The 17,924-nt window shown below is 65.0% G+C and carries 17 protein-coding genes; 3 read left to right on the top strand and 14 right to left on the bottom strand.

The window, feature by feature from the left end:
• Positions 1–338: 338 nt before the first annotated feature.
• Positions 339–1,403 (top strand): AI-2E family transporter, encoded by a 1,065-nt coding sequence (locus BDD21_RS10640; protein ID WP_120797152.1) that lies wholly within the window; start codon positions 339–341, stop codon positions 1,401–1,403.
• Between the two features lie 118 nt (positions 1,404–1,521).
• On the opposite strand, the gene BDD21_RS10635 is transcribed toward BDD21_RS10640, so the two are convergent.
• From BDD21_RS10635 to BDD21_RS10585, 11 genes are all read right to left on the bottom strand, one after another.
• Positions 1,522–1,746: an undecaprenyl-diphosphate phosphatase gene (locus tag BDD21_RS10635; RefSeq protein WP_245969520.1), complete on the bottom strand. Its 225-nt coding sequence runs from the start codon at positions 1,744–1,746 to the stop codon at positions 1,522–1,524.
• A gap of 34 nt (positions 1,747–1,780) precedes the next feature.
• A complete protein-coding gene (gene secF, locus BDD21_RS10630) occupies positions 1,781–2,731 on the bottom strand; it encodes a protein translocase subunit SecF (protein WP_120797151.1) in 951 nt (316 codons plus the stop codon).
• Between the two features lie 255 nt (positions 2,732–2,986).
• The gene (gene secD / locus BDD21_RS10625; protein ID WP_120797150.1) at positions 2,987–4,843 is read right to left on the bottom strand and encodes a protein translocase subunit SecD; all 1,857 of its coding nucleotides are present in this window, start codon (positions 4,841–4,843) and stop codon (positions 2,987–2,989) included.
• A 147-nt stretch (positions 4,844–4,990) separates the two neighbouring features.
• Positions 4,991–5,323 (bottom strand): preprotein translocase subunit YajC, encoded by a 333-nt coding sequence (yajC, locus tag BDD21_RS10620; protein WP_120797149.1) that lies wholly within the window; start codon positions 5,321–5,323, stop codon positions 4,991–4,993.
• 276 nt (positions 5,324–5,599) lie between these two features.
• Entirely contained in the window at positions 5,600–6,709 is a 1,110-nt protein-coding gene (gene tgt, locus BDD21_RS10615) for a tRNA guanosine(34) transglycosylase Tgt (RefSeq protein WP_120797148.1), read from the bottom strand.
• Between the two features lie 6 nt (positions 6,710–6,715).
• Positions 6,716–7,429 (bottom strand): HAD family hydrolase, encoded by a 714-nt coding sequence (locus BDD21_RS10610; protein ID WP_120799854.1) that lies wholly within the window; start codon positions 7,427–7,429, stop codon positions 6,716–6,718.
• A 125-nt stretch (positions 7,430–7,554) separates the two neighbouring features.
• Positions 7,555–8,091: a peptide-methionine (S)-S-oxide reductase MsrA gene (gene msrA / locus BDD21_RS10605; protein WP_120797147.1), complete on the bottom strand. Its 537-nt coding sequence runs from the start codon at positions 8,089–8,091 to the stop codon at positions 7,555–7,557.
• A gap of 329 nt (positions 8,092–8,420) precedes the next feature.
• Positions 8,421–8,792, bottom strand: coding sequence for a hypothetical protein (locus BDD21_RS29180; RefSeq protein WP_170164732.1), 372 nt, complete (start codon positions 8,790–8,792; stop codon positions 8,421–8,423).
• The gene (locus BDD21_RS27785) at positions 8,726–9,544 is read right to left on the bottom strand and encodes a tetratricopeptide repeat protein (protein ID WP_170164731.1); all 819 of its coding nucleotides are present in this window, start codon (positions 9,542–9,544) and stop codon (positions 8,726–8,728) included. The genes BDD21_RS29180 and BDD21_RS27785 overlap by 67 nt, the downstream gene beginning before the upstream one ends.
• Positions 9,545–9,724: 180 nt before the next feature.
• On the bottom strand, positions 9,725–10,117 hold the full coding sequence (locus tag BDD21_RS10590) for a VanZ family protein (protein WP_211335029.1): 393 nt from the start codon (positions 10,115–10,117) through the stop codon (positions 9,725–9,727).
• Between the two features lie 138 nt (positions 10,118–10,255).
• On the bottom strand, positions 10,256–10,546 hold the full coding sequence (locus BDD21_RS10585; RefSeq protein WP_120797144.1) for a DUF2934 domain-containing protein: 291 nt from the start codon (positions 10,544–10,546) through the stop codon (positions 10,256–10,258).
• 204 nt (positions 10,547–10,750) lie between these two features.
• Here BDD21_RS10585 and BDD21_RS10580 point away from each other — a divergent pair, with 204 nt between their 5' ends.
• On the top strand, positions 10,751–11,293 hold the full coding sequence (locus BDD21_RS10580; RefSeq protein ID WP_120797143.1) for a DUF2760 domain-containing protein: 543 nt from the start codon (positions 10,751–10,753) through the stop codon (positions 11,291–11,293).
• Complete coding sequence (locus tag BDD21_RS10575) at positions 11,290–13,134, top strand: Hsp70 family protein (protein ID WP_120797142.1); 1,845 nt, start codon at positions 11,290–11,292, stop codon at positions 13,132–13,134. The genes BDD21_RS10580 and BDD21_RS10575 overlap by 4 nt, the downstream gene beginning before the upstream one ends.
• A 186-nt stretch (positions 13,135–13,320) precedes the next feature.
• Here BDD21_RS10575 and mdoH read toward each other — a convergent pair whose 3' ends face one another.
• From mdoH to BDD21_RS10560, 3 genes are read right to left on the bottom strand one after another with little or no spacing between them, the layout of a single operon-like run.
• On the bottom strand, positions 13,321–15,447 hold the full coding sequence (gene mdoH / locus BDD21_RS10570; RefSeq protein ID WP_120797141.1) for a glucans biosynthesis glucosyltransferase MdoH: 2,127 nt from the start codon (positions 15,445–15,447) through the stop codon (positions 13,321–13,323).
• Positions 15,444–16,049 (bottom strand): hypothetical protein, encoded by a 606-nt coding sequence (locus BDD21_RS10565; RefSeq protein WP_147431051.1) that lies wholly within the window; start codon positions 16,047–16,049, stop codon positions 15,444–15,446. The genes mdoH and BDD21_RS10565 overlap by 4 nt, the downstream gene beginning before the upstream one ends.
• Complete coding sequence (locus BDD21_RS10560) at positions 16,034–17,599, bottom strand: OpgD/OpgG family glucan biosynthesis protein (RefSeq protein WP_120797139.1); 1,566 nt, start codon at positions 17,597–17,599, stop codon at positions 16,034–16,036. Before BDD21_RS10560 ends, BDD21_RS10565 begins: the two co-directional genes overlap by 16 nt.
• Positions 17,600–17,924: the final 325 nt, after the last annotated feature.

The raw sequence follows: 17,924 nt of genomic DNA, 5'->3' as shown, positions 1-17,924 counted from the left end.
GGGTCCGACGTGATGCCCGGAAGGCGCTTGGATCTCGACGGGAGCACCACCGCGACCAGCACCATAAGACGCTCCCAGACGCTCATGCCGGAAAGAACCATCTCAGATCACCGCGTAAAGGAAGAACTGCTCATGACGACGGGCGCGAGCGCCCGGCCTCGAAACGGCGGCGCGATTGTAGCACCCGCTCCGAAACACGTGCCGACTCTCGCAGCGGGGCACGCCCCGGCTGCAAATAACGCGACTGCGCTGCGAACGGGATCTGTTCCACTGCTCCGCATCGAGTATCTTTGGCGACCACGACCATTTTCTCCGCGCAGTGAGGGCATCCTCCTAACATGACCGACAAAGGGTTTACCGGGGCACTCGGCGGGCGAATCGCCCTCACCGCGTTCTTGATCGGCCTTCTGATCCTGAGCTACCGGGTGCTGCACCTCTTTCTCGTGCCGGTTGCTTGGGGCCTGATCCTCGTCTATCTCACCTGGCCCCTACATCTTCGGCTGAGAGAACTCCTGAACCCCTACGTCGGCGTGAGCGCCTTCGTCATGAGCGTGCTGCTCACCCTGGTCTTCGTCTTGCCCGTGCTGTGGGTCCTCCTCATGCTTCAGTCGGAGGTTCCGGCGTTCTACTCGCAGGCCGCCGCTCTCCTCACACAGGGGCCGGAGATCCTTCCGCCCGGCGTCGCGAAGCTCCCGTGGATCGGAGCCGAGCTCGAGCGCCTGCTGGCCATGGCCGCCGACGACCCCACGGCGCTGCGCCACCAGATCCTCGAGTGGCTCAAGCCCCTCGTAAACGACTCGCTGAGACTGGTCGGCGACATCGGGGCGACTGCCTTCAAGTTCAGCTTTGCCGTACTGACCGCCTTCTTTCTGTATCGCGACGGGGACCGATTGCTCGAGCAGACGCGCCGGCTCTTGATGGGGTTGCTCGGCGGTCGCGCCGAGTCTTATCTGAAGGCGATCGGCGACACGACGCGGGGTGTCCTATACGGATTGGTCCTGACGGCCCTGCTTCAGGGAACGCTGGCGGGACTCGGGTATTGGGTGGCAGGGATCGATACGCCGATCCTGCTCAGCGTGGTCACCACTTTCCTGGCGCTGATCCCCTTCGGCACACCGCTGGTCATCGCGTTGGTGTGTCTGTGGTTGTTCCTGACGGGGGAGGTTTGGGCGGCCGCCGGCCTTGCGGCCTGGGGAATCCTGGTCGTCGGCCAGATCGACAATCTTCTTCGACCGCTGGTGATCAGCAGTGCCGCGCGGATTCCCTTTGTCCTGGTTCTGTTTGCGGTGCTCGGCGGGATTGCAGCCTTCGGTTTGGTCGGACTCTTCATTGGCCCCATCGTTATCGCCATTCTGCTTGCCGTCTGGCGCGAATGGATCGCCGAGCCGACACCCCGAGGCTGAGCTTCGGCCAGCGTCCGTATCACCACTGCACCAGCCCCGTATAGGCCGTCGCCAGCACCATGGCGGGCAGGAAGGCGATCAGGATGTTGTACGCGAAACGCCGCTCCGGGGTGGGCAACTACATACGGCGCACCACGCGCACGATCCGCTCGCGACAAAGCCAACAGACCGCCAGGATGGCCCCGAATTGAATGACGATCTTGAAGACCTTGCTCTGCTCGTCGGTATAGCCGAGTAGGCAGCCGACGATGATCAGATGCCCGGTCGAGGAGATCGGCAAGAACTCGGTCAGTCCCTCGACGATGCCGGGGATGAGTGCTTTGAGGACGAGGATCATATCCATCAAGAGAACCTCATCCACGCCGTCGACGGCTTGCCTAAGGCAGGGTATTGCCGGCCTCGGCGCCCTCCTTGGGAACCGGAAGGAGATCGGCGCGACTCACCCCGAGCATGATCACCGTGGCGGTGGCGATGAAAACGGTGGAGTAGGTCCCGACAAAGACCCCGATGATCAGCGCAAGCGAGAAGCCGCTGAGCGCCTCGCCGCCGAAGATGTACAGTGAAAGGAGAACAAGCAGGGTCGTGCCGGAGGTAATGATGGTCCTCGACATGGTCTGGTTGATCGCTAGGTTGGTGATCTCAAGCACCGTTCCCTTGCGGATCCTGCGAAAACTCTCACGGACGCGATCGAATATGACGATGGTATCGTTCAGCGAGTACCCGATGACCGCGAGAACCGCCGCCAGGACCGTCAGATCAAACTGGATCTGCAAGAGGGAAAAAACCCCGACAACAAAAAGTGCATCGTGCATGGTGGCCGCGATGGCGCCGACGGCGAAGCGCCACTCGAAGCGCAAGGCCACGTAGATCAGGATGCCGATGAGCGCGAAGAGAACCGCCAGGCCACCTTGCTCACGAAGCTCCTCGCCGACTTGCGGGCCGACGAACTCGACGCGACGCAGCTCGACCTGTCCCCCGACAGCTTCGCTGAGCGCCGTGAAGACCTCCTCGCTCAATTGCGCGCTGGCCTCTTCGCCCTCCTGCGGTGCGAGCCGGATCAGAACGTCGGTGAGGGCACCGAAATGCTGAATGGTTGCCCCTGTAAAACCTTTGGCTTCGAGGGCGGCGCGCACATCGCTCAGCTCGGCAGGGTTTTGGTAGCCCACCTCGAGAACGGTACCGCCGGTGAAGTCCAGACCGAGGTTGAACCCGCGTATCAGCATCGACAGGATAAAGATCACCATCAACACACCGGACACGATGACCCATGGTCGGCGCATGCCCATGAAGTCGATATTCAGCTCGTTGATGACACTCAGGTCTCTCATCGGAATCGCCCTTGATTTCGGACGTTCGTGTTATCGAACGCCCTGGATTGTGATCGTCTTTGGTTAAATCGCGCTCGGCGCGGCATGCAGAGTTTCAGCATGCAATCGGCTTGGCAGCCATCGACACGCCTCGGAGCAGAACGCGATTGAAACCATGGACGTACCTTCGCTTGAACCACGTCGACGCCGAGACCTCGTGCGGACTCGGCGGCACACCCCGGCACCGGGGCAACAAGCCCCGGCCGAGTACGCTGTTCAAATGGCCAACTTCTTCACGCGCCGTCCGCCGTAGATCAGATTGATCAGTGCACGCGAGCCGTAGAGGGCGGTAAACAGCGAGGTCAAGATGCCGATGACCAGCGTCACGGCAAATCCCTTGATCGGCCCCGTCCCGAAACTGAACAACACGATAGCGGCAATGAGAGTCGTCACGTTCGCGTCGACGATACTCGAGAGTGCCTTGTCATACCCCGCATGGATACTTGCCTGCGGGGTGCTTCCGTTACGGATCTCCTCGCGTATTCGCTCGTAGATGAGCACGTTGGCATCGACCGCCATACCGACGGTCAAGACGATTCCGGCGATTCCGGGCAAGGTCAGGGTCGCCTGCAACATGGACAGAACCGCGACGATCATGATCACGTTGGCGACCAGGACAACGTTTGCCACCAAACCGAAGACGCGGTAATAGAGCGCCATGAAGAGCAGGACCAGCGCCAAACCCACCATGACGGACGTGAAGCCCTGGTCAATATTGTCCTGGCCGAGGCTGGGACCGATGGTGCGCTCCTCGACGATCTGGATCGGGGCCGCCAAGGCTCCGGAGCGCAGCAAGAGCGCGAGGTTATGCGCCTCGTTGCTGCTGTCCAATCCGGTGGTCTGGAAACGGCGTCCGAAGGGCTCACGGATGGTCGCCACACTGATCACCTCTTCGACCTTGCGGGTGCGCTTCACGGCCTCCCCGTCGACGATCTCGGTGGTGGTGACGTTCTCGATGAAGACCACGGCCATCGGCTTGCCCACGTTCTCGGTCGTCATGGTCCGCATCCGCCGCGCGCCCTGACCGTCGAGATTCACGAAGACTGCGGGACTGCCGCTCTGGCTGTCGAAACCGGCGGAGGCATCGGTGATCTGGTCGCCCGTGACGATCACGCGCCGGTTGAGGAGGATCGGCTTGCCGTCACGCTCGCGGTAGAGCCGGCTGCCGACGGGAACACGGCCGTCGAGGGCATCGGCGACGCTGTGCTCGGTGTCGACGAGGCGATATTCGAGGGTCGCGGTTGCACCGAGCAGCTCCTTCAGGCGCCCCGGATCCTGCGCACCGGGCAGCTGGACCACGATACGGCGATCACCTTGGCGCGCGATGCTGGGCTCGGCCACGCCGAGTGCATTGACACGGTTGCGCAGGGTGGTGATGTTCTGCTGCAGCGCGAAGGAGCGGATCTGCTCCTGCTGGGCCGGCGGGAGGCTCGCCGCGATGACGAAATGGCCTCCTTCATCGAGGGGCTGGATGGCGAGATCGCGGAACTCACTTTTCAACGCCCGTTCGGCATCGTCGCGCATCGCAGCATCGTTGAACTTGATCAGGATGCGCGAGCCCTCGCGTGCGACGGTCAGGTAGCGGATCTTGCGATCGCGCAGCTCTGTGCGGATGTCGCCGACATAGCGCTCGAGCGCCTGGTCGAGTGCAGCCTCCATATCCACGTCGATCACGACATGGATGCCGCCGCGCAGATCGAGACCCATCGACATGGGGTTGAGACCGAGAAACCGCACCCAGCCGGGCAGATCCGCCGAGAGTGTCAGCGCGGTGCGGTATCGCTCGGAGAGGGCCCGTTCGATCGCATCCTGCCCGGCCAACTGATCGGCCGAGGAGGGGAAACGCACCAACAGCTTACCGCCTTCGCGCGGCTCGACATCCTTCACGGGGACACCGGCGGTTTCCAGTGCCGCTCGCACCTCGGCAAGACTGGCCTCGGTCACCTCGGAGCCGCGCGCCGCGGTGATCTCGATCGACGGGTCCTGAGAGAAGAGATTCGGAACGGCAAGGAGCAAGGCGCCGAGGATGACGCCCAAGATCAGGAGATTCTTCCACAAGGGGTATTGATTCATTGCAATTCCAGTCGCAACAGCGGGCGCGATCGGGGATGGGCCGGACACCGGCCGGCGCCAAAGAGGGCGCCCGCGCCCTGATCCGGAGGAATCCGGTCAAGACGCCGCGGCGCACGAGGCACCGCGGCCGAGGTGCGGGCGAAGGGCTTACAGGTCTTTCAGCGTTCCTTTCGGCATCACGGACTCGACCGAGCTGCGCCGGATCTTCACCGCGACACCGTCGGCGATGTCGAGCAGCGCAAAGTTGTCCCCGATGTCGGCGATACGCCCGGCAATGCCGCCCATCGTCACGACCTCGTCGCCCTTCGCCAAGGACTCCACCATCTTGCGGTGCTCCTTCTGGCGCTTGGACTGCGGACGGATGAGGAGAAAATAAAAGACGACCGCAAAGAGCACCAGCGGGAGCAGTGCCAAAAAGGGGTCACCCGCACCGGCAGCGGCCTCGCCTTGAGCGACGGCATCTGAGATCAGGAAGCTCATAATTCGATTGCCTATTGGTCTGGGGATCGCTCGGTCGCGATCCGGCGGTTTGAACGAGGAGAGGGCCGGCAAAGGCCGCTCGACCTCCGGAAAACTCGGCGCCGAATTATGGCATAGCGCGGAGCAAGTTGCAGCGTCGGGCAAGACGCGTCCGTCGCGACGGGCCTAAACCGCGTCTCACCGAGATCAAGGACACGTCCAAAGCCAAACGCAACATGAAAACGACGCATGTCGCTCTGGACGCGGTTTAGGACGCGGTTTAGGACGCGTCTTGGGTCAAGCCGGAGCAGGTGTTGCCCGCAGCGCCTCGAACTCGCTCACGAAGGCGCCGTAGCGGCCTGCAGCGATGGCCTCGCGCAGCCCACGCATCAGGGTCTGATAATAGTGGAGATTGTGGATCGTCTGGAGACGCGCGCCGAGGATCTCCTTGCACTTGTCCAGGTGATGCAGGTAGGCGCGGCTGTAATGGCGGCAGCAGTAGCAGTCGCAGAGCGGATCCACCGGCCCCTCGTCGGTGCGATGCGCTGCGTTGCGGATCCGGACCTTGCCTTGGTGCGTAAAGAGGTCGCCGTTGCGCGCGTTGCGGGTCGGCATGACACAGTCGAACATGTCGATGCCGCGCCCGACCGCAGCGACGATGTCCTCCGGCGTTCCTACGCCCATCAGGTAACGCGGCCGATCCGCCGGCAGCTTGTCGGCGAGAAAATCGAGGATGCGCAGTCGCTCGGCCTCGGTTTCGCCGACCGACAACCCGCCCACGGCATACCCGTCGAAACCAATGGTCATAAGCCCGTCCAACGATTCGGCCCGCGGTCCCTCGTGCATGCCGCCCTGGACGATGCCGAAGAGGGCCGAGGGATTCTCGCCGTGTGCCTCGCGCGAGCGTGCGGCCCAGCGCAGCGAGAGCGCCATCGAGGTCCGGGCCTGCGTCTCGTCGGCCGGATAGGGCGTGCACTCGTCGAAGATCATGACGATGTCGGAGCCGAGCGTGCGCTGGACCTGCATGGAAATCTCCGGGCTCAGAAAGACCGGACTGCCGTCGACCGGCGAACGGAAGTGCACACCCTCCTCCGTGATCTTGCGCAGCTCGCCCAGGCTGAAGACCTGGAAGCCGCCCGAATCCGTCAGGATGGGCCGCTCCCAGTGCATGAAGCCGTGCAGATCGCCGCAGCGGCGGATGATCTCGGTGCCGGGACGCAGCATCAGGTGGAAGGTGTTGCCCAGGACGATCTCGGCCCCGAGATCCGTCAGCTCCTCCGGGGTCATCGCCTTGACGGTCCCGTAGGTCCCGACCGGCATGAAGGCCGGCGTCTCCACCGTCCCGCGCATGAAGCGCAAACGGCCGCGCCGGGCCAATCCGTCGTTGGCCAGGAGATCGAAATCCATGGGTGCTTACCTCGGGTCGTGCTGCGGCTCGGCGTCGAGCCAATCCAAAAGTTGATGAAGGGTCGTCACCGTCAGGGCGGGCGGCGGTAGATCGTCCGGCCAGCTCCGCCCGTAGCGATTGACCCAGACGGCGGTCATCCCGACCGCGCGTGCCCCTTCGACATCCATCCAGGGGTCGTCGCCGAGGTGCAGACACTGACTCGGCTCGCAACCGGCGTGCTCGAGTGCTCGCATGAAGAGCGCCGGATGGGGCTTGGCGGCACCCGCATCCGCGGCCGTGATGCTGCGCTCGAACAGCCCGCGCAGTGGCGTCGCCTCGGGGTTGGCGGTGCCGTTGGTGAGCGACACCAAGCGGTAACGCGCGGACAACGTCCGCAGCACCGGGGGTACGTCATCGAAGGGCTCGACACGATTGCGGTGCTCGTCGAACAGCGCCAGCGCCTCCTCGGCCAGCCCCACCGCATAGTCGAAGGACTCCAGCAGCATGGCCAACGAGCGGCGACGGATCTGCCCCAGGTCGTGCGCGATCTCGGGCATGGCATCCATGAGTTCGCGGCGGTGACGGCGCATGCTCGCCAGATCGTGGGCCTCGGCCAGACGCGGGGCGTGTCGGACCAGCCAGTCGTGAAACGCCTCCTCGGCGGCCTGAATGACGGGCACGCACGGCCAGACGGTGTCGTCCAGGTCCAGGGTGATGAGTCGAACGGATGAATCGGGCATGGCGCTATGCTGCACCGGTTGCGCCGATTCGTCGACCGTGATTGAACCGCGCCAGCTCCGACAGTCGTCGGAGCTGGCGCGGCCAAGCCATTCCAACAAATGACGCATACCGCACCTGGCGCGGTTTAATTGGACAAGAGGGCGGCATGGCGCGCACGGAGTTTGGCGAGCTTGGGCGAGATGACGACCTGGCAGTAGCCCTGGCTCGTATTGCGGCGGTAATAGTCCTGATGATACGCCTCAGCCGGGTAAAAGGTCGGGGCGGGCTGGACCTGCGTGACGATGGGGTCCGGCCAGAGGCCTTCGGCGTTCAGACGCGCGATCACCCGCTCGGCGATCTCGCGTTGCGTATCCGAATGATAAAAGATCACCGAGCGGTACTGGCTGCCGACATCCGCACCCTGCCGATTCAGGGTCGTGGGGTCGTGGATCGCGAAGAAGACCTCGAGGAGTGTCTCGAAGTCGATCCGGGTGCCGTCGAAACTGATTTCGACCACCTCGGCATGCCCGGTCGTGCCCGTGCAGACTTGATGATAGGTCGGGTGCGCGCCGGGGCCTCCGGCATATCCGGAGACCACGGACTGCACGCCCTCGACGCCCTGAAAGGCCGCCTCCAAGCACCAAAAGCATCCGCCGCCGAGTGTCGCTGTTTCAATCGCCATCGCTCTTCTCTCCCGTTGTGCTTCGCAACCGCGCCGTGGCGCACCGAGGCCACTTCACTCAGCCAAGCGTTTCGGCCTCGCCTCGCCACGACAATTGGGGGGGCGCGGCCGATCCCGCAACAGCCTTGTGCGCAAATCGACGTTTCGGACCGGATTCGAGACCATCGAGCAGGGGCTCTCACGAAGGGGTTGACAAGAGAAACAGCAAATAAGAAACTGGTGATGTACTGAAGCTTCGCGCTTCGGTGCACTCCTCCATCCTCCTTTGGTGGTAACTTCCGAGCGCGACGCCCGTCGCGCTTTTTTTGCGCATTGATCAGCGACCCGCCCTACCCCCTGCTTGGTTTCCCGGGCCCACGCACCAAAGCCGTGAGGGCCTTCATGAAGGTCGTCCCAAGCCCAACCGAACCCTGCAGATCCCTGACAAACCTCAATAATTGGCGCGCATCACCATCGGTCTGAACCATCGGTTCGAGGCCGGCGATCAGTGAATCGGCAACCTCCACGTCACCGCGCGCGCGATTCAGCAAGGCCATCGACCCGTACAGGAGGAATAAATCATGAATGTGGATCCGTGGGCGCGCCGCCAAACCTTTGAGCAACGCGTCGGCCTGGTCAAGTTTACGATCTCGGATCAATAGGTTGGCCAGATCGCAGCGTGCGCGAAGGTCATCCGGATGGTCGGCAACGACCTGCGCCAAGAGTTGCTGCGCCTCCGCGTACCGACCGTTGTAGGCACGGATCGCAGCCAGATTGCGCTTGGCGACAGCATGCTTGGGTACCCGCGCGAGCAGTTGAGCCAGCAGGGCTTCGGCGCCGGCATCATCGGCCGCCCTGAATCGCGCAATCGACTCGCCGAGGAGCTCCCGCAAATCATCGGGGAGATCGATGACCTCCGGCTCGCGGTGGACCTCGATTGCTTGCTGCGTGTAAAGGCATCCCGGGCGGCCGCGTCCTGTCGAAGCAACAGCAGTGCGTCGAGCTGAAGCAGGGCGTCGTCCAGACGCCTGGCGGTGGCCGCCGCCAAGGGAATCGTCAGACCCTGCGCACCCACCTCGTCGCCACGATACAGGCGCAGGCGGACCATCCAGCCGAGGGCGAACAGATTGCCCTGATCCGCCTCCCAACTGGCCATGAATCCGGCCATCGCCTCATCGATCCGCCCGAGATGAAACAGCGCCATCGCGCGATTGTTGCGCGCCGAGATGATCTCCACGCCATCCAGCCGAGCGACCGCACCGGAGAAATCCTGTGCGTCCAGGTAGAGCGTCCCGATGTCGAAACGTTCGATCTGCTCGACCGTCGCCAAGGTCCCCTCCGGCATTGCGAGCACGTCCGCAAGCATGGCGGGGCTCACCGGAAAGCCCGGCGTCACCAGCCCCAAGGCGCGCAGTTGCCGCGCCGCGCGATCCGCCAAGAGAACAAGCCCCAGTCGCACTGCAAAGGAGAGCAACGTCCGCTGGGCCTGGATACTGTTGGGTCGACGCTCGGCCCATTCGAACGCGGCAAGCCCCGCCGCATGGATCCCCGCGCTGCGCTCCGATGCCTCGATCAGAAGCCGTCTGAGTCCGCTGTGATCAGGATACTGGAGCGCTAGGACACCCGCCTGCCCCGGCGACGCCGAGCCGCGGTATCACCTCCGGCTGCGAGCCGGCCCGCGCGCGTGTCGAACGCGCCAGCCGACCCAGGCGCGAAGGCCCATATAGAGCAGGACGCCGACGAGGTTCGCGACCAGGTCGAGCCAGGAGAACTCGCGATAGGGCAGTGGCCACTGCACCAACTCGATGACGAGCCCGTAGCCCAGCAGCAGCCCCCAGCGCGGCAACTCACGGTCGCGACCCGGATAGCCGCCGTCCGCCAGCGCAGCCATGACGAAAAAGGCCAGCACGTGGTTGGCCTTATCCCACGAGAAGCCCGCAGGCTCGGCGAACGGCGCGAACGCAAGCCAGGCCACCACCAGGGCGCAACCCCAGAGTGCCAGCTGAAAGCCTCGCCGAAACACGCCCTCCGGCATGAAGACCAACATCAGGAGAGATCCACCGGATGGCATTGAAGGTCCGCCCGGTTGCAGACGGCGTGCGGCTCCAGCGAAGAGGTTTTCAAGGCGAAGTCCTCCGACCCGGGCCAATTCTCGGAAATCGCCTTAAACGGAGCGCGAAGAAGGTCAACCCGACAGTCCGCCGCCGAGCTTGAGCGCGTTGCGGATCCCCTCGGACACCTCCGCACGATGCACCGAGTCGCTACTGAGTCCCCGGGTGAGTCCGTGGGTGAGTCCGCCGGCGAGTCCATCCGCGATCATGGCGTCGATCGCCTTCTCGGCCCGGTGCCAGTCGGAATCCGCCTCGCCCGGGGCGAAACCCCGATGCTCGGCGAGAAAATAGGCCGCGATCTCGACCATCTTGCGGCGCTCATCCGTGGTCGGCGCGCCGGGCGCCTGAAAGTTCGTCGGGTGCATCGACCGAGACCCCTGATGTCGCCCGATCCGGGCGGTTGGTGGTGCCCTGATTATGCCATCGAGGCGGGTGCAGGTAGATCACCGGATTTCCGTGAAATCCACGGTCGAGCGACAGCGAGCGGCGCGGTACCATGCGCACCTCGGGACGGCGAGCGATCGCCCGCCGTCCGAACTGATTACACCGGCCGTCACGAGGATGCTTCCATGGGCTCAGCAACGCCTTCCTTTTTCCGGAGGGCCCTCATCGCCTTCACCAGCTTCAAACGTATCTTGAAGGATCCGGGCTTCGCCCGCGCCGTCGGGGCGCTCGCCAAAGGCGACGCCGGGCACGCCTTGGCGCGGCCCGCCGCGGTGCCCTTGGCGAGCGCGGCGCCGGATTCAGCCTTGCTCCTGCTCGGTTTGCTGCAGAGAGAGGGGCGCTTGGTGGACTTTCTGCAAGAAGACCTCAAGGGCGCCTCCGATCAGGAGATCGGCGCTGCCGCACGGATCGTCCATCAGGGCTGTCGGGGTGTCCTGAGCGCACATTTGAAGATCGCGCCGGTGCGCGAGGAGCCCGAGGGCAGCCGCGTTGTCCTGGCGCCCGGTTTCGACGCCTCGGCCAATCGACCGACCGGCAATGTCGTCGGCGATCCGCCGTTCCAGGGGACGCTGGTGCATCGCGGCTGGCGGGTTACGCAGATGGATCTCCCCAAGACCACCGGCGGACATGATCTGCGCATCCTCGCCGCCGCGGAGGTGGAGCTGTGAGCCACTATCGCTACGCCGTCGGCATCGATCTGGGCACCACCCATTGCGCCCTGTCGTTCGTGGATTCGGACAAGAGCGAGGGCGAGAACATCGTCCAGGGCCTCGTCTCCATCCCGCAGCTCATCGGCCCCGGCTCCGTCGAGGCCCGTCCTTTGCTGCCGTCCTGTCTCTATCTGCCGCATCCGGACGAGCTCAAGGCCGCGGACCTGGGCCTGCCCTGGCAGACCGACCTCACCCGCATCTGCGGCGAGATGGCCCGCAACCAGGGCACGACGACGCCGATCCGTCTGGTCTCGAGCGCGAAGAGCTGGCTCTGTCATCCGGACGTCGACCGCAAGTCCGCGATCCTGCCGGCCGGTGCACCGGACGAGATCCCGCGCATCTCGCCGTTCGATGCCACCGTGCATTACCTCGCCCATCTGCGCGATGCCTGGAACGGGCAGTTTCCTTACGACCAGCTCAGTCGTCAGGAGGTCACGGTCACGGTGCCGGCTTCCTTTGATCCGGCTGCGCGCGAGCTGACCGCGGAGGCGGCCCGTGCGATCGGTATCGAGCACTTGGTCCTGCTCGAAGAGCCACAGGCGGCGCTCTACTCCTGGGTGAACGATACCAAGGGCGCTTGGCGGCACGAGGTGCGGGTCGGCGACATCATCTTGGTGGTCGACGTCGGCGGCGGGACCACCGACCTTTCGCTGATCGCGGTCACCGAGCAGGACGGGGCACTCGAGCTGACCCGCGTCGCCGTCGGCGAGCACATCCTGCTCGGCGGCGACAACATGGACCTGACCCTCGCCCATCTGTTGAAACAAAAGCTGGCGAAGACCGGCGTGGACCTGGATCGTTGGCAGCTGCAGGCATTGACGCACGGCTGCCGCATCGCCAAGGAGTCACTGCTGGCCGATCCGGACCTGGAGAGCATGCCGGTCGTGGTCCCGAGCCGCGGCTCGCGACTGATCGGCGGCAGCATCCGCACCGAACTCACCCGCGAGGAGGTCAGCTCGACCCTGATCGAGGGCTTTTTCCCGGCGGTCGCCGCCGACAGTCGCCCGGCCGTCCGCGCGCGCGGCGCGATCACCAAGGTCGGTCTGCCCTACGCGCAGGACCCGGCCGTGACGCGTCATCTGGCTGCCTTCCTCGGCCGACAAACCGGGGCGACCGAGGACCTGCAGGGTTTCGTCGCCCAGACGCCGGGCGCGAGCTTCCTGCATCCGACCGCCGTGCTCTTCAACGGCGGCGTTTTCAAGGCACCGGTTCTGCAGGAGCGCGTCCTCGAGGTGCTCAACCAATGGTTGGCCGCCGAGGACGCAGCCCAAGCACGACTCTTGGACGCACGGGACCTGGACCTGGCCGTCGCCCGCGGGGCCGCCTTCTACGCCCATGTCCGGCGCCACGGCGGGGTGCGCATCCGCGGCGGCACGAGCCACTCCTATTATGTCGGTGTGGAGAGCGCCATGCCGGCCATCCCCGGCATGGAGCCCGAGATCCAGGCGCTCTGCCTGGTGCCGTTCGGACTCGAAGAGGGCTCGGGTCCGGTCGCCCCGCCGCAGGAGTTCGGTCTGGTGGTCGGCGAGCCGGTGCGCTTCCGTTTCTTCGGCTCGAGCGTCCGGCGCGAGGACGAGGTCGGCGAGCTGCTCGAGGAGTGGCGCGAAGAGGAGCTCGAGGAACTCGCCGAGATCCAGACCGTCTTGCCCGCGAAGGATCACAAGAAAGGCGAGGTCGTCGCGGTCCGGCTTCAGGCCACGGTGACCGAGGTCGGCACGCTGGAACTGACGGCGATCCCGGTCGACGCACCGGACGAGCATTGGAACGTGGCGTTCAACACGCGTGGTGGCGGAGTCTGACCGGACCGTCGGTGTTGCGGAAACACATCGCGCGCCGTGGCGTCGACGGGACATCCCACGTACTGCGTGCTGACCCGGAGCAGAGGCTGGCCGGCGGGCGCCGATAGTCGTCTCTCGCCTGAAGGCCCATTGCTCTCGGACCTCGTCCAAGACGATCGGGGATGATTCTATTCTGCGCCGACTCCGTCAGCTCGGCTGCGGGGATGGCGCCTGTACGCCGGCCGGACCGGCCGGCGCCGACCACAGCAACAGATGCAGCTCCTCGAGACCGTCGCGATGCGAGAGGAGCACCCGTTTTTCAGCCGCGCTCAGGCTGTCCGGCCCCTCGTCCTGGAGCTGGAAGATCAGACCCTCGAGATAATGCCTGCGCCGCCGGTTGGGGATCTCTTCCGGCAAGAGCGAGGCGTGGAGCGCATAGGCGCAGGGATCGATCACGGCGCGATACCAGAGATCGCCGACGATCTCCTCCGAGCCCTGTTCACCCGAGCCAACCTCACCCGAACCGGCGTCCGCCGAGCACAGGGCGCTTCCGGTGTTCTTCATCTGTTCGGTCAGCAGCTCAAGGACGCGCGGCGGGCGGTGCTCCTCGGGCGTCAAGAAAAGTCCGAGCGCCCTCGCCCGCTCGCCGGGCCACACCCGACTGGTCGCCATGGAAACCGGGATCGCGAGAAGGAGTCCGGCCAAAACAGGCGTAAACCACCAGAAGAAGGCCGGGACGTAAAAATAGGTCAGCAGCCCTGCCCCCACTGCGAGCAGGGTCTGGCCGCCGTGGGCGCCGACCGCCTCCGTCAGCCCAGTCCCGCGATCACCCCGCTGCTGCGGCGGCCAACCGACGACCTTGCGCAGTAGGATCGAGGCGACGAACTTACTCTGGAAGAGCATGAGCACCGGGGCATAGAGAACCGACAGCAGACTCTCGAGTACGACGCTGAGCGTGGCGCGCGGTAATCCGCCGTGGGCGGCCCCCAAGTGCGGGCGCGCGGCGAGCAGCACCAAGGCGAACAGCTTCGGCAGAAAGAGCATGGCCAGCGTCACCCAGAGGACCGTGGCCATCTCGACCACATAGGAGACGGGCCAGATCGGGAGCAGATAGTCCCCGAAGAAATACACCGGCACATCCAAGCTGTTCAGATACGCCTGCACGCCCGTGAGCAGCAGAAACAGGAGCCACAGCGGCGAGGCCATGTAGGACATCACGCCCATCGCCAGATGGACCCGATTCAAGGGCCTGAAGCCACCCGCGAAGACGAGCCGGGCGTGCTGGAGGTTACCTTGGCACCAGCGGCGGTCGCGCTTGGCATAGTCGATCAGGGTCGGGGGGATCTCCTCAAAGCTCCCGCCCAGATCGTCGGCCAGCCAGACCTTCCAACCGGCGCGCCGCAGGAGCGCGGCCTCGACGAAGTCGTGGCTCAGGATCTCGCCGCCGAACGGCTCGCGCCCCGGCAGTTCGGGCAGACCGCAATGGTCCGCGAACGCCTGGACCCGGATGATGGCGTTGTGCCCCCAGTAATTGCTGGTATCGCCTTGCCAGTAGCTCAGCCCCGCGACGAAGATACGCCCGTAGAGGCTGCTGGCGAACTGCAGGACGCGCGCAAACAGCGAGACCCGGTTGACCGGCACCGGCGGGACCTGGATCAGCGCCACATCCGGATTGCGCTCCATGCGCGCGACCATCTCCACGAGGGTCTCGGCGGACATGAGACTGTCGGCGTCGAGCACGATCATGTACCGATAACGCCCGCCCCACTGGCGACAGAAATCGGCTAGGTTGCCGCTCTTGCGGCTCGTGTTCTCGACCCGGTTGCGATAGAAGATGCGCTCGGGCAGGCCCGCCTCGACGGCCCATTTTCGCCATTGCAGCTCTTCTTCGACCCAGATGTCGGGGTCGCGCGTGTCGCTGAGCACGAAGATCTCGAAACCCTCGGCCTGTCCGATCTCCTGCAGCGATCGGTCGATGGCGCGCAGACCCGCGAAGACCCGCTCGGGGTCCTCGTTGTAGACAGGCATGACCAGGGCTGTCTTGACACCCATGCCGGGCGCCGGCACGCCGGCGCCTGCACTCGGGCGAGGGTCCTTCTCCCGGAAGAGCAGGCGGATGAAACCGATGGCGGCGGTCCAGAAGGAGGCGCTGATCCAGAGGATCAAGATCGCGTAGAGCAGCAGGAGCGCGAGTTCGAGCGGGGTGATGCCGCCATCCTGGAAGACGCCGCTGAGCAGACTCATGGCACCCAGCGTGGTCAACAGCACCAGTGAGAAGAAGAGAGCCCGACGATACGCGGGGTCGGTGCGCCCGCCCGAAGAGACGCCTTTCATACGGATTGTCCGAGATGCGCACGCCGATTGAGAGATCCGGGGGGCGATTCGGGGGGCATCCCTCGCAGCCGGCGCGCGAGCCGCCGAAAAAGACGGTAACAACAGGGATCGATGCGTTGCGTCGCCATGGCCAGCGGCGCCGGCGCCGGAACGGGCGCAAAACTGCCGGCACGGATGCGCTCGCCGATCGGCCGACTGCCGGACTGATCGCTCGCCGTGGGCATGCGCCCCGACCAAACCCCGACCCAGCCGGGCACCGCACCGCTCAGCACAACCGCGCGAGCGACACCACGCATCGACCCAGGGACGTCCGGACCGAGCTCGCTCGCCAGCCACTCGTCGAGCAGCTTGGACGCCTCCTCGATCCCGGTCTCCACGGCATCGGGCACCAGGCTTGTCGCCACCTGACGCTCGAAACGCTCGCGGATTGCCGTCAACAGGCGATCCAGATCGCTCGGGTCGCGAACCCCGAGCGCGCGCAGGTATCGAGCGACGCGCGGCAACGCCTGCTCCCAGTCGGCCGGCGACGCGGCCACCGGCTCGCCGCCTTGGAGCTGCGCATGCAATACACCAGCGAATCCCGCACTCACTGCGGAAGCCACTCGAAGCTCCAGGTCTCGGTCAGCACGTCATTGCCTTCGGACAGGAAACCACGCAGCTCGGCCGATCGACCGCGCTCCGGGGTCAGCTCGAAGAAGAGCCGCCATCCGCCGGTCTGCGGATTGTGCTGGGCGATCGGCGGAGACAACTCGCCGGAAGAGGTGGTCACGGTCGCCGTGACCGGGGTCTCGGGCGGCAGCGTCGAGAGGTTCTCGCCGACGAAATCCACGACGAACTTGCGCCGATCGGAATCCAGGACGTCGGTACCGGCGGCGCCGATACGGGTTGCGAGGGTGCGTCCGCCCGTCAGGCGCGCCTCCGGGTCGCCGGAATACCTCAGACGATAGGCAAATTCCATCTCGTCGCCGGCTTCGACGCGGCGCTCCGGCGTCCAGAAGGCAACGATATTGTCGTAGCGCTCCGAATTGCTCGGGATCTCGACCACCTCGACCACGCCCTTGCCCCAGTCGCCGATCGGCTCGACCTGCGCGCTCGGACGATTGTGGTAATGCGCCTCGAGGTCCTGGTAGTGGGCAAAATCGCGGTCGCGCTGCAGCAGACCGAACATCCGAGGGTTCTCGACCTGGAAGGTACTGATGCGCAGACCGAGCGGATTGATCAAGGGACGCCAAATGCGCTCGCCGGTTCCGGTCTCGATGATGAGTCCGTCCGAATCGTGCACCTCGGGGCGGAAATCATCCATGAACCGCTCGGTGAGCTCGCCGTGCATGAACATGCTGGTCAGGGGCGCAATGCCGACCTTCTCGACCGAGTCCCGGAAGTAGAGGTGGTTCTTGACGTCCATCGTCGTCTCTAGCCCGGGCTTGATGACGAACCGATACGCCCCTGAGACGCTCGGACTGTCCATGAGGGCATAGACCGTGATCTCGACGGCATCCTCCGCGGGTTTTTCGATCCAGAACTCGCGAAACAGCGGAAACTCCTCGCGGGTCGAGAGGCCGGTATCGATCGCCAGGCCGCGCGTCGTGATCCCGTAGTTCAGTTTCTGGGCCACCGCGCGGAAATAGCTGGCACCGAGGAAGACCGCGACCTCGTCGAAGAGATCGTCGCGATTGATGGGGTAGAGCAGACGCAGACCCGCAAATCCCAGGTCGTGCGGGATTTGCTCGGGGACAGCGTTCTTGCCGTAATCGAACAGCTCGGTCGAGAACTCGATCGGCGTGACCTCCTCCCCGTCGATGAGGTTGATGGTCACCCGGTCTTGGAACATGAATCCGCGATGAAAAAACTGGACCTGAAACGGCAGACCGTCGCCGCGCCAAAGGGAGTGATCCGGTCGAAAACGGATGTCGCGGAACCCGTCGTAATCCAGCGAGGCAAAGGCATCGGGAAGCTCGGGCGCATCGCGTTGATAAGGAGCCTGCGCCAGCTCCGCGGCACGGCGCACGACGTTGGCGAAGGTGAAGGCACCGGGCACGCCGGCATCCTCCGGCGCCGCAGCGGGCTGGGAGACGGCCTCTCCCGCGAGCGTCATCGCAAAAGCGACGAGCAGGCCGGCGGAGATGCGTTTGAGGTCGCGAGATGGATTCATAGTCGAAAGCGCCAGGTTGTCCAGTGAGAGATGCCGGTCGGAGAGCGTTGTTGTGGGCTGCGAATGGCGGAGTTGTCGATGCCGGATGCGGCGCCCGTGCGGTCAGGACAACCGCCGTGGAGTGGCTCGGTGATCGGCCGCGACCGTGCATCGGGATCGTCGAGGAGGGATTCGGATCGCTCGCCGCGGACTCGCCGTCGACGCACGGCCGCCGCGGCGCCGACCGATCGGCCGACCCGCGGTGAGCTCCGCGAAGGTGAGGATGACCCTGGCGTGCGACGCGGCATCGATCCGAAGCGCGAGGCCCCGACTCCTTCTCCACCGC

Source organism: Thiocapsa rosea (assembly GCF_003634315.1).
Lineage (GTDB): Bacteria > Pseudomonadota > Gammaproteobacteria > Chromatiales > Chromatiaceae > Thiocapsa > Thiocapsa rosea.
Note: the sequence above shows the minus strand (reverse complement) of the source record. Positions and strands in the feature narration are given on the sequence as shown.

Coding starts and splice junctions, on each gene's coding strand:
- BDD21_RS10640 (WP_120797152.1), top strand. CDS start 339: ATGACCGACAAAGGGTTTACCGGGGCACTCGGCGGGCGAATCGCCCTC.
- BDD21_RS10635 (WP_245969520.1), bottom strand. CDS start 1,746: ATGGATATGATCCTCGTCCTCAAAGCACTCATCCCCGGCATCGTCGAG.
- secF (WP_120797151.1), bottom strand. CDS start 2,731: ATGAGAGACCTGAGTGTCATCAACGAGCTGAATATCGACTTCATGGGC.
- secD (WP_120797150.1), bottom strand. CDS start 4,843: ATGAATCAATACCCCTTGTGGAAGAATCTCCTGATCTTGGGCGTCATC.
- yajC (WP_120797149.1), bottom strand. CDS start 5,323: ATGAGCTTCCTGATCTCAGATGCCGTCGCTCAAGGCGAGGCCGCTGCC.
- tgt (WP_120797148.1), bottom strand. CDS start 6,709: ATGGATTTCGATCTCCTGGCCAACGACGGATTGGCCCGGCGCGGCCGT.
- BDD21_RS10610 (WP_120799854.1), bottom strand. CDS start 7,429: ATGCCCGATTCATCCGTTCGACTCATCACCCTGGACCTGGACGACACC.
- msrA (WP_120797147.1), bottom strand. CDS start 8,091: ATGGCGATTGAAACAGCGACACTCGGCGGCGGATGCTTTTGGTGCTTG.
- BDD21_RS10590 (WP_211335029.1), bottom strand. CDS start 10,117: ATGTTGGTCTTCATGCCGGAGGGCGTGTTTCGGCGAGGCTTTCAGCTG.
- BDD21_RS10585 (WP_120797144.1), bottom strand. CDS start 10,546: ATGCACCCGACGAACTTTCAGGCGCCCGGCGCGCCGACCACGGATGAG.
- BDD21_RS10580 (WP_120797143.1), top strand. CDS start 10,751: ATGGGCTCAGCAACGCCTTCCTTTTTCCGGAGGGCCCTCATCGCCTTC.
- mdoH (WP_120797141.1), bottom strand. CDS start 15,447: ATGAAAGGCGTCTCTTCGGGCGGGCGCACCGACCCCGCGTATCGTCGG.
- BDD21_RS10560 (WP_120797139.1), bottom strand. CDS start 17,599: ATGAATCCATCTCGCGACCTCAAACGCATCTCCGCCGGCCTGCTCGTC.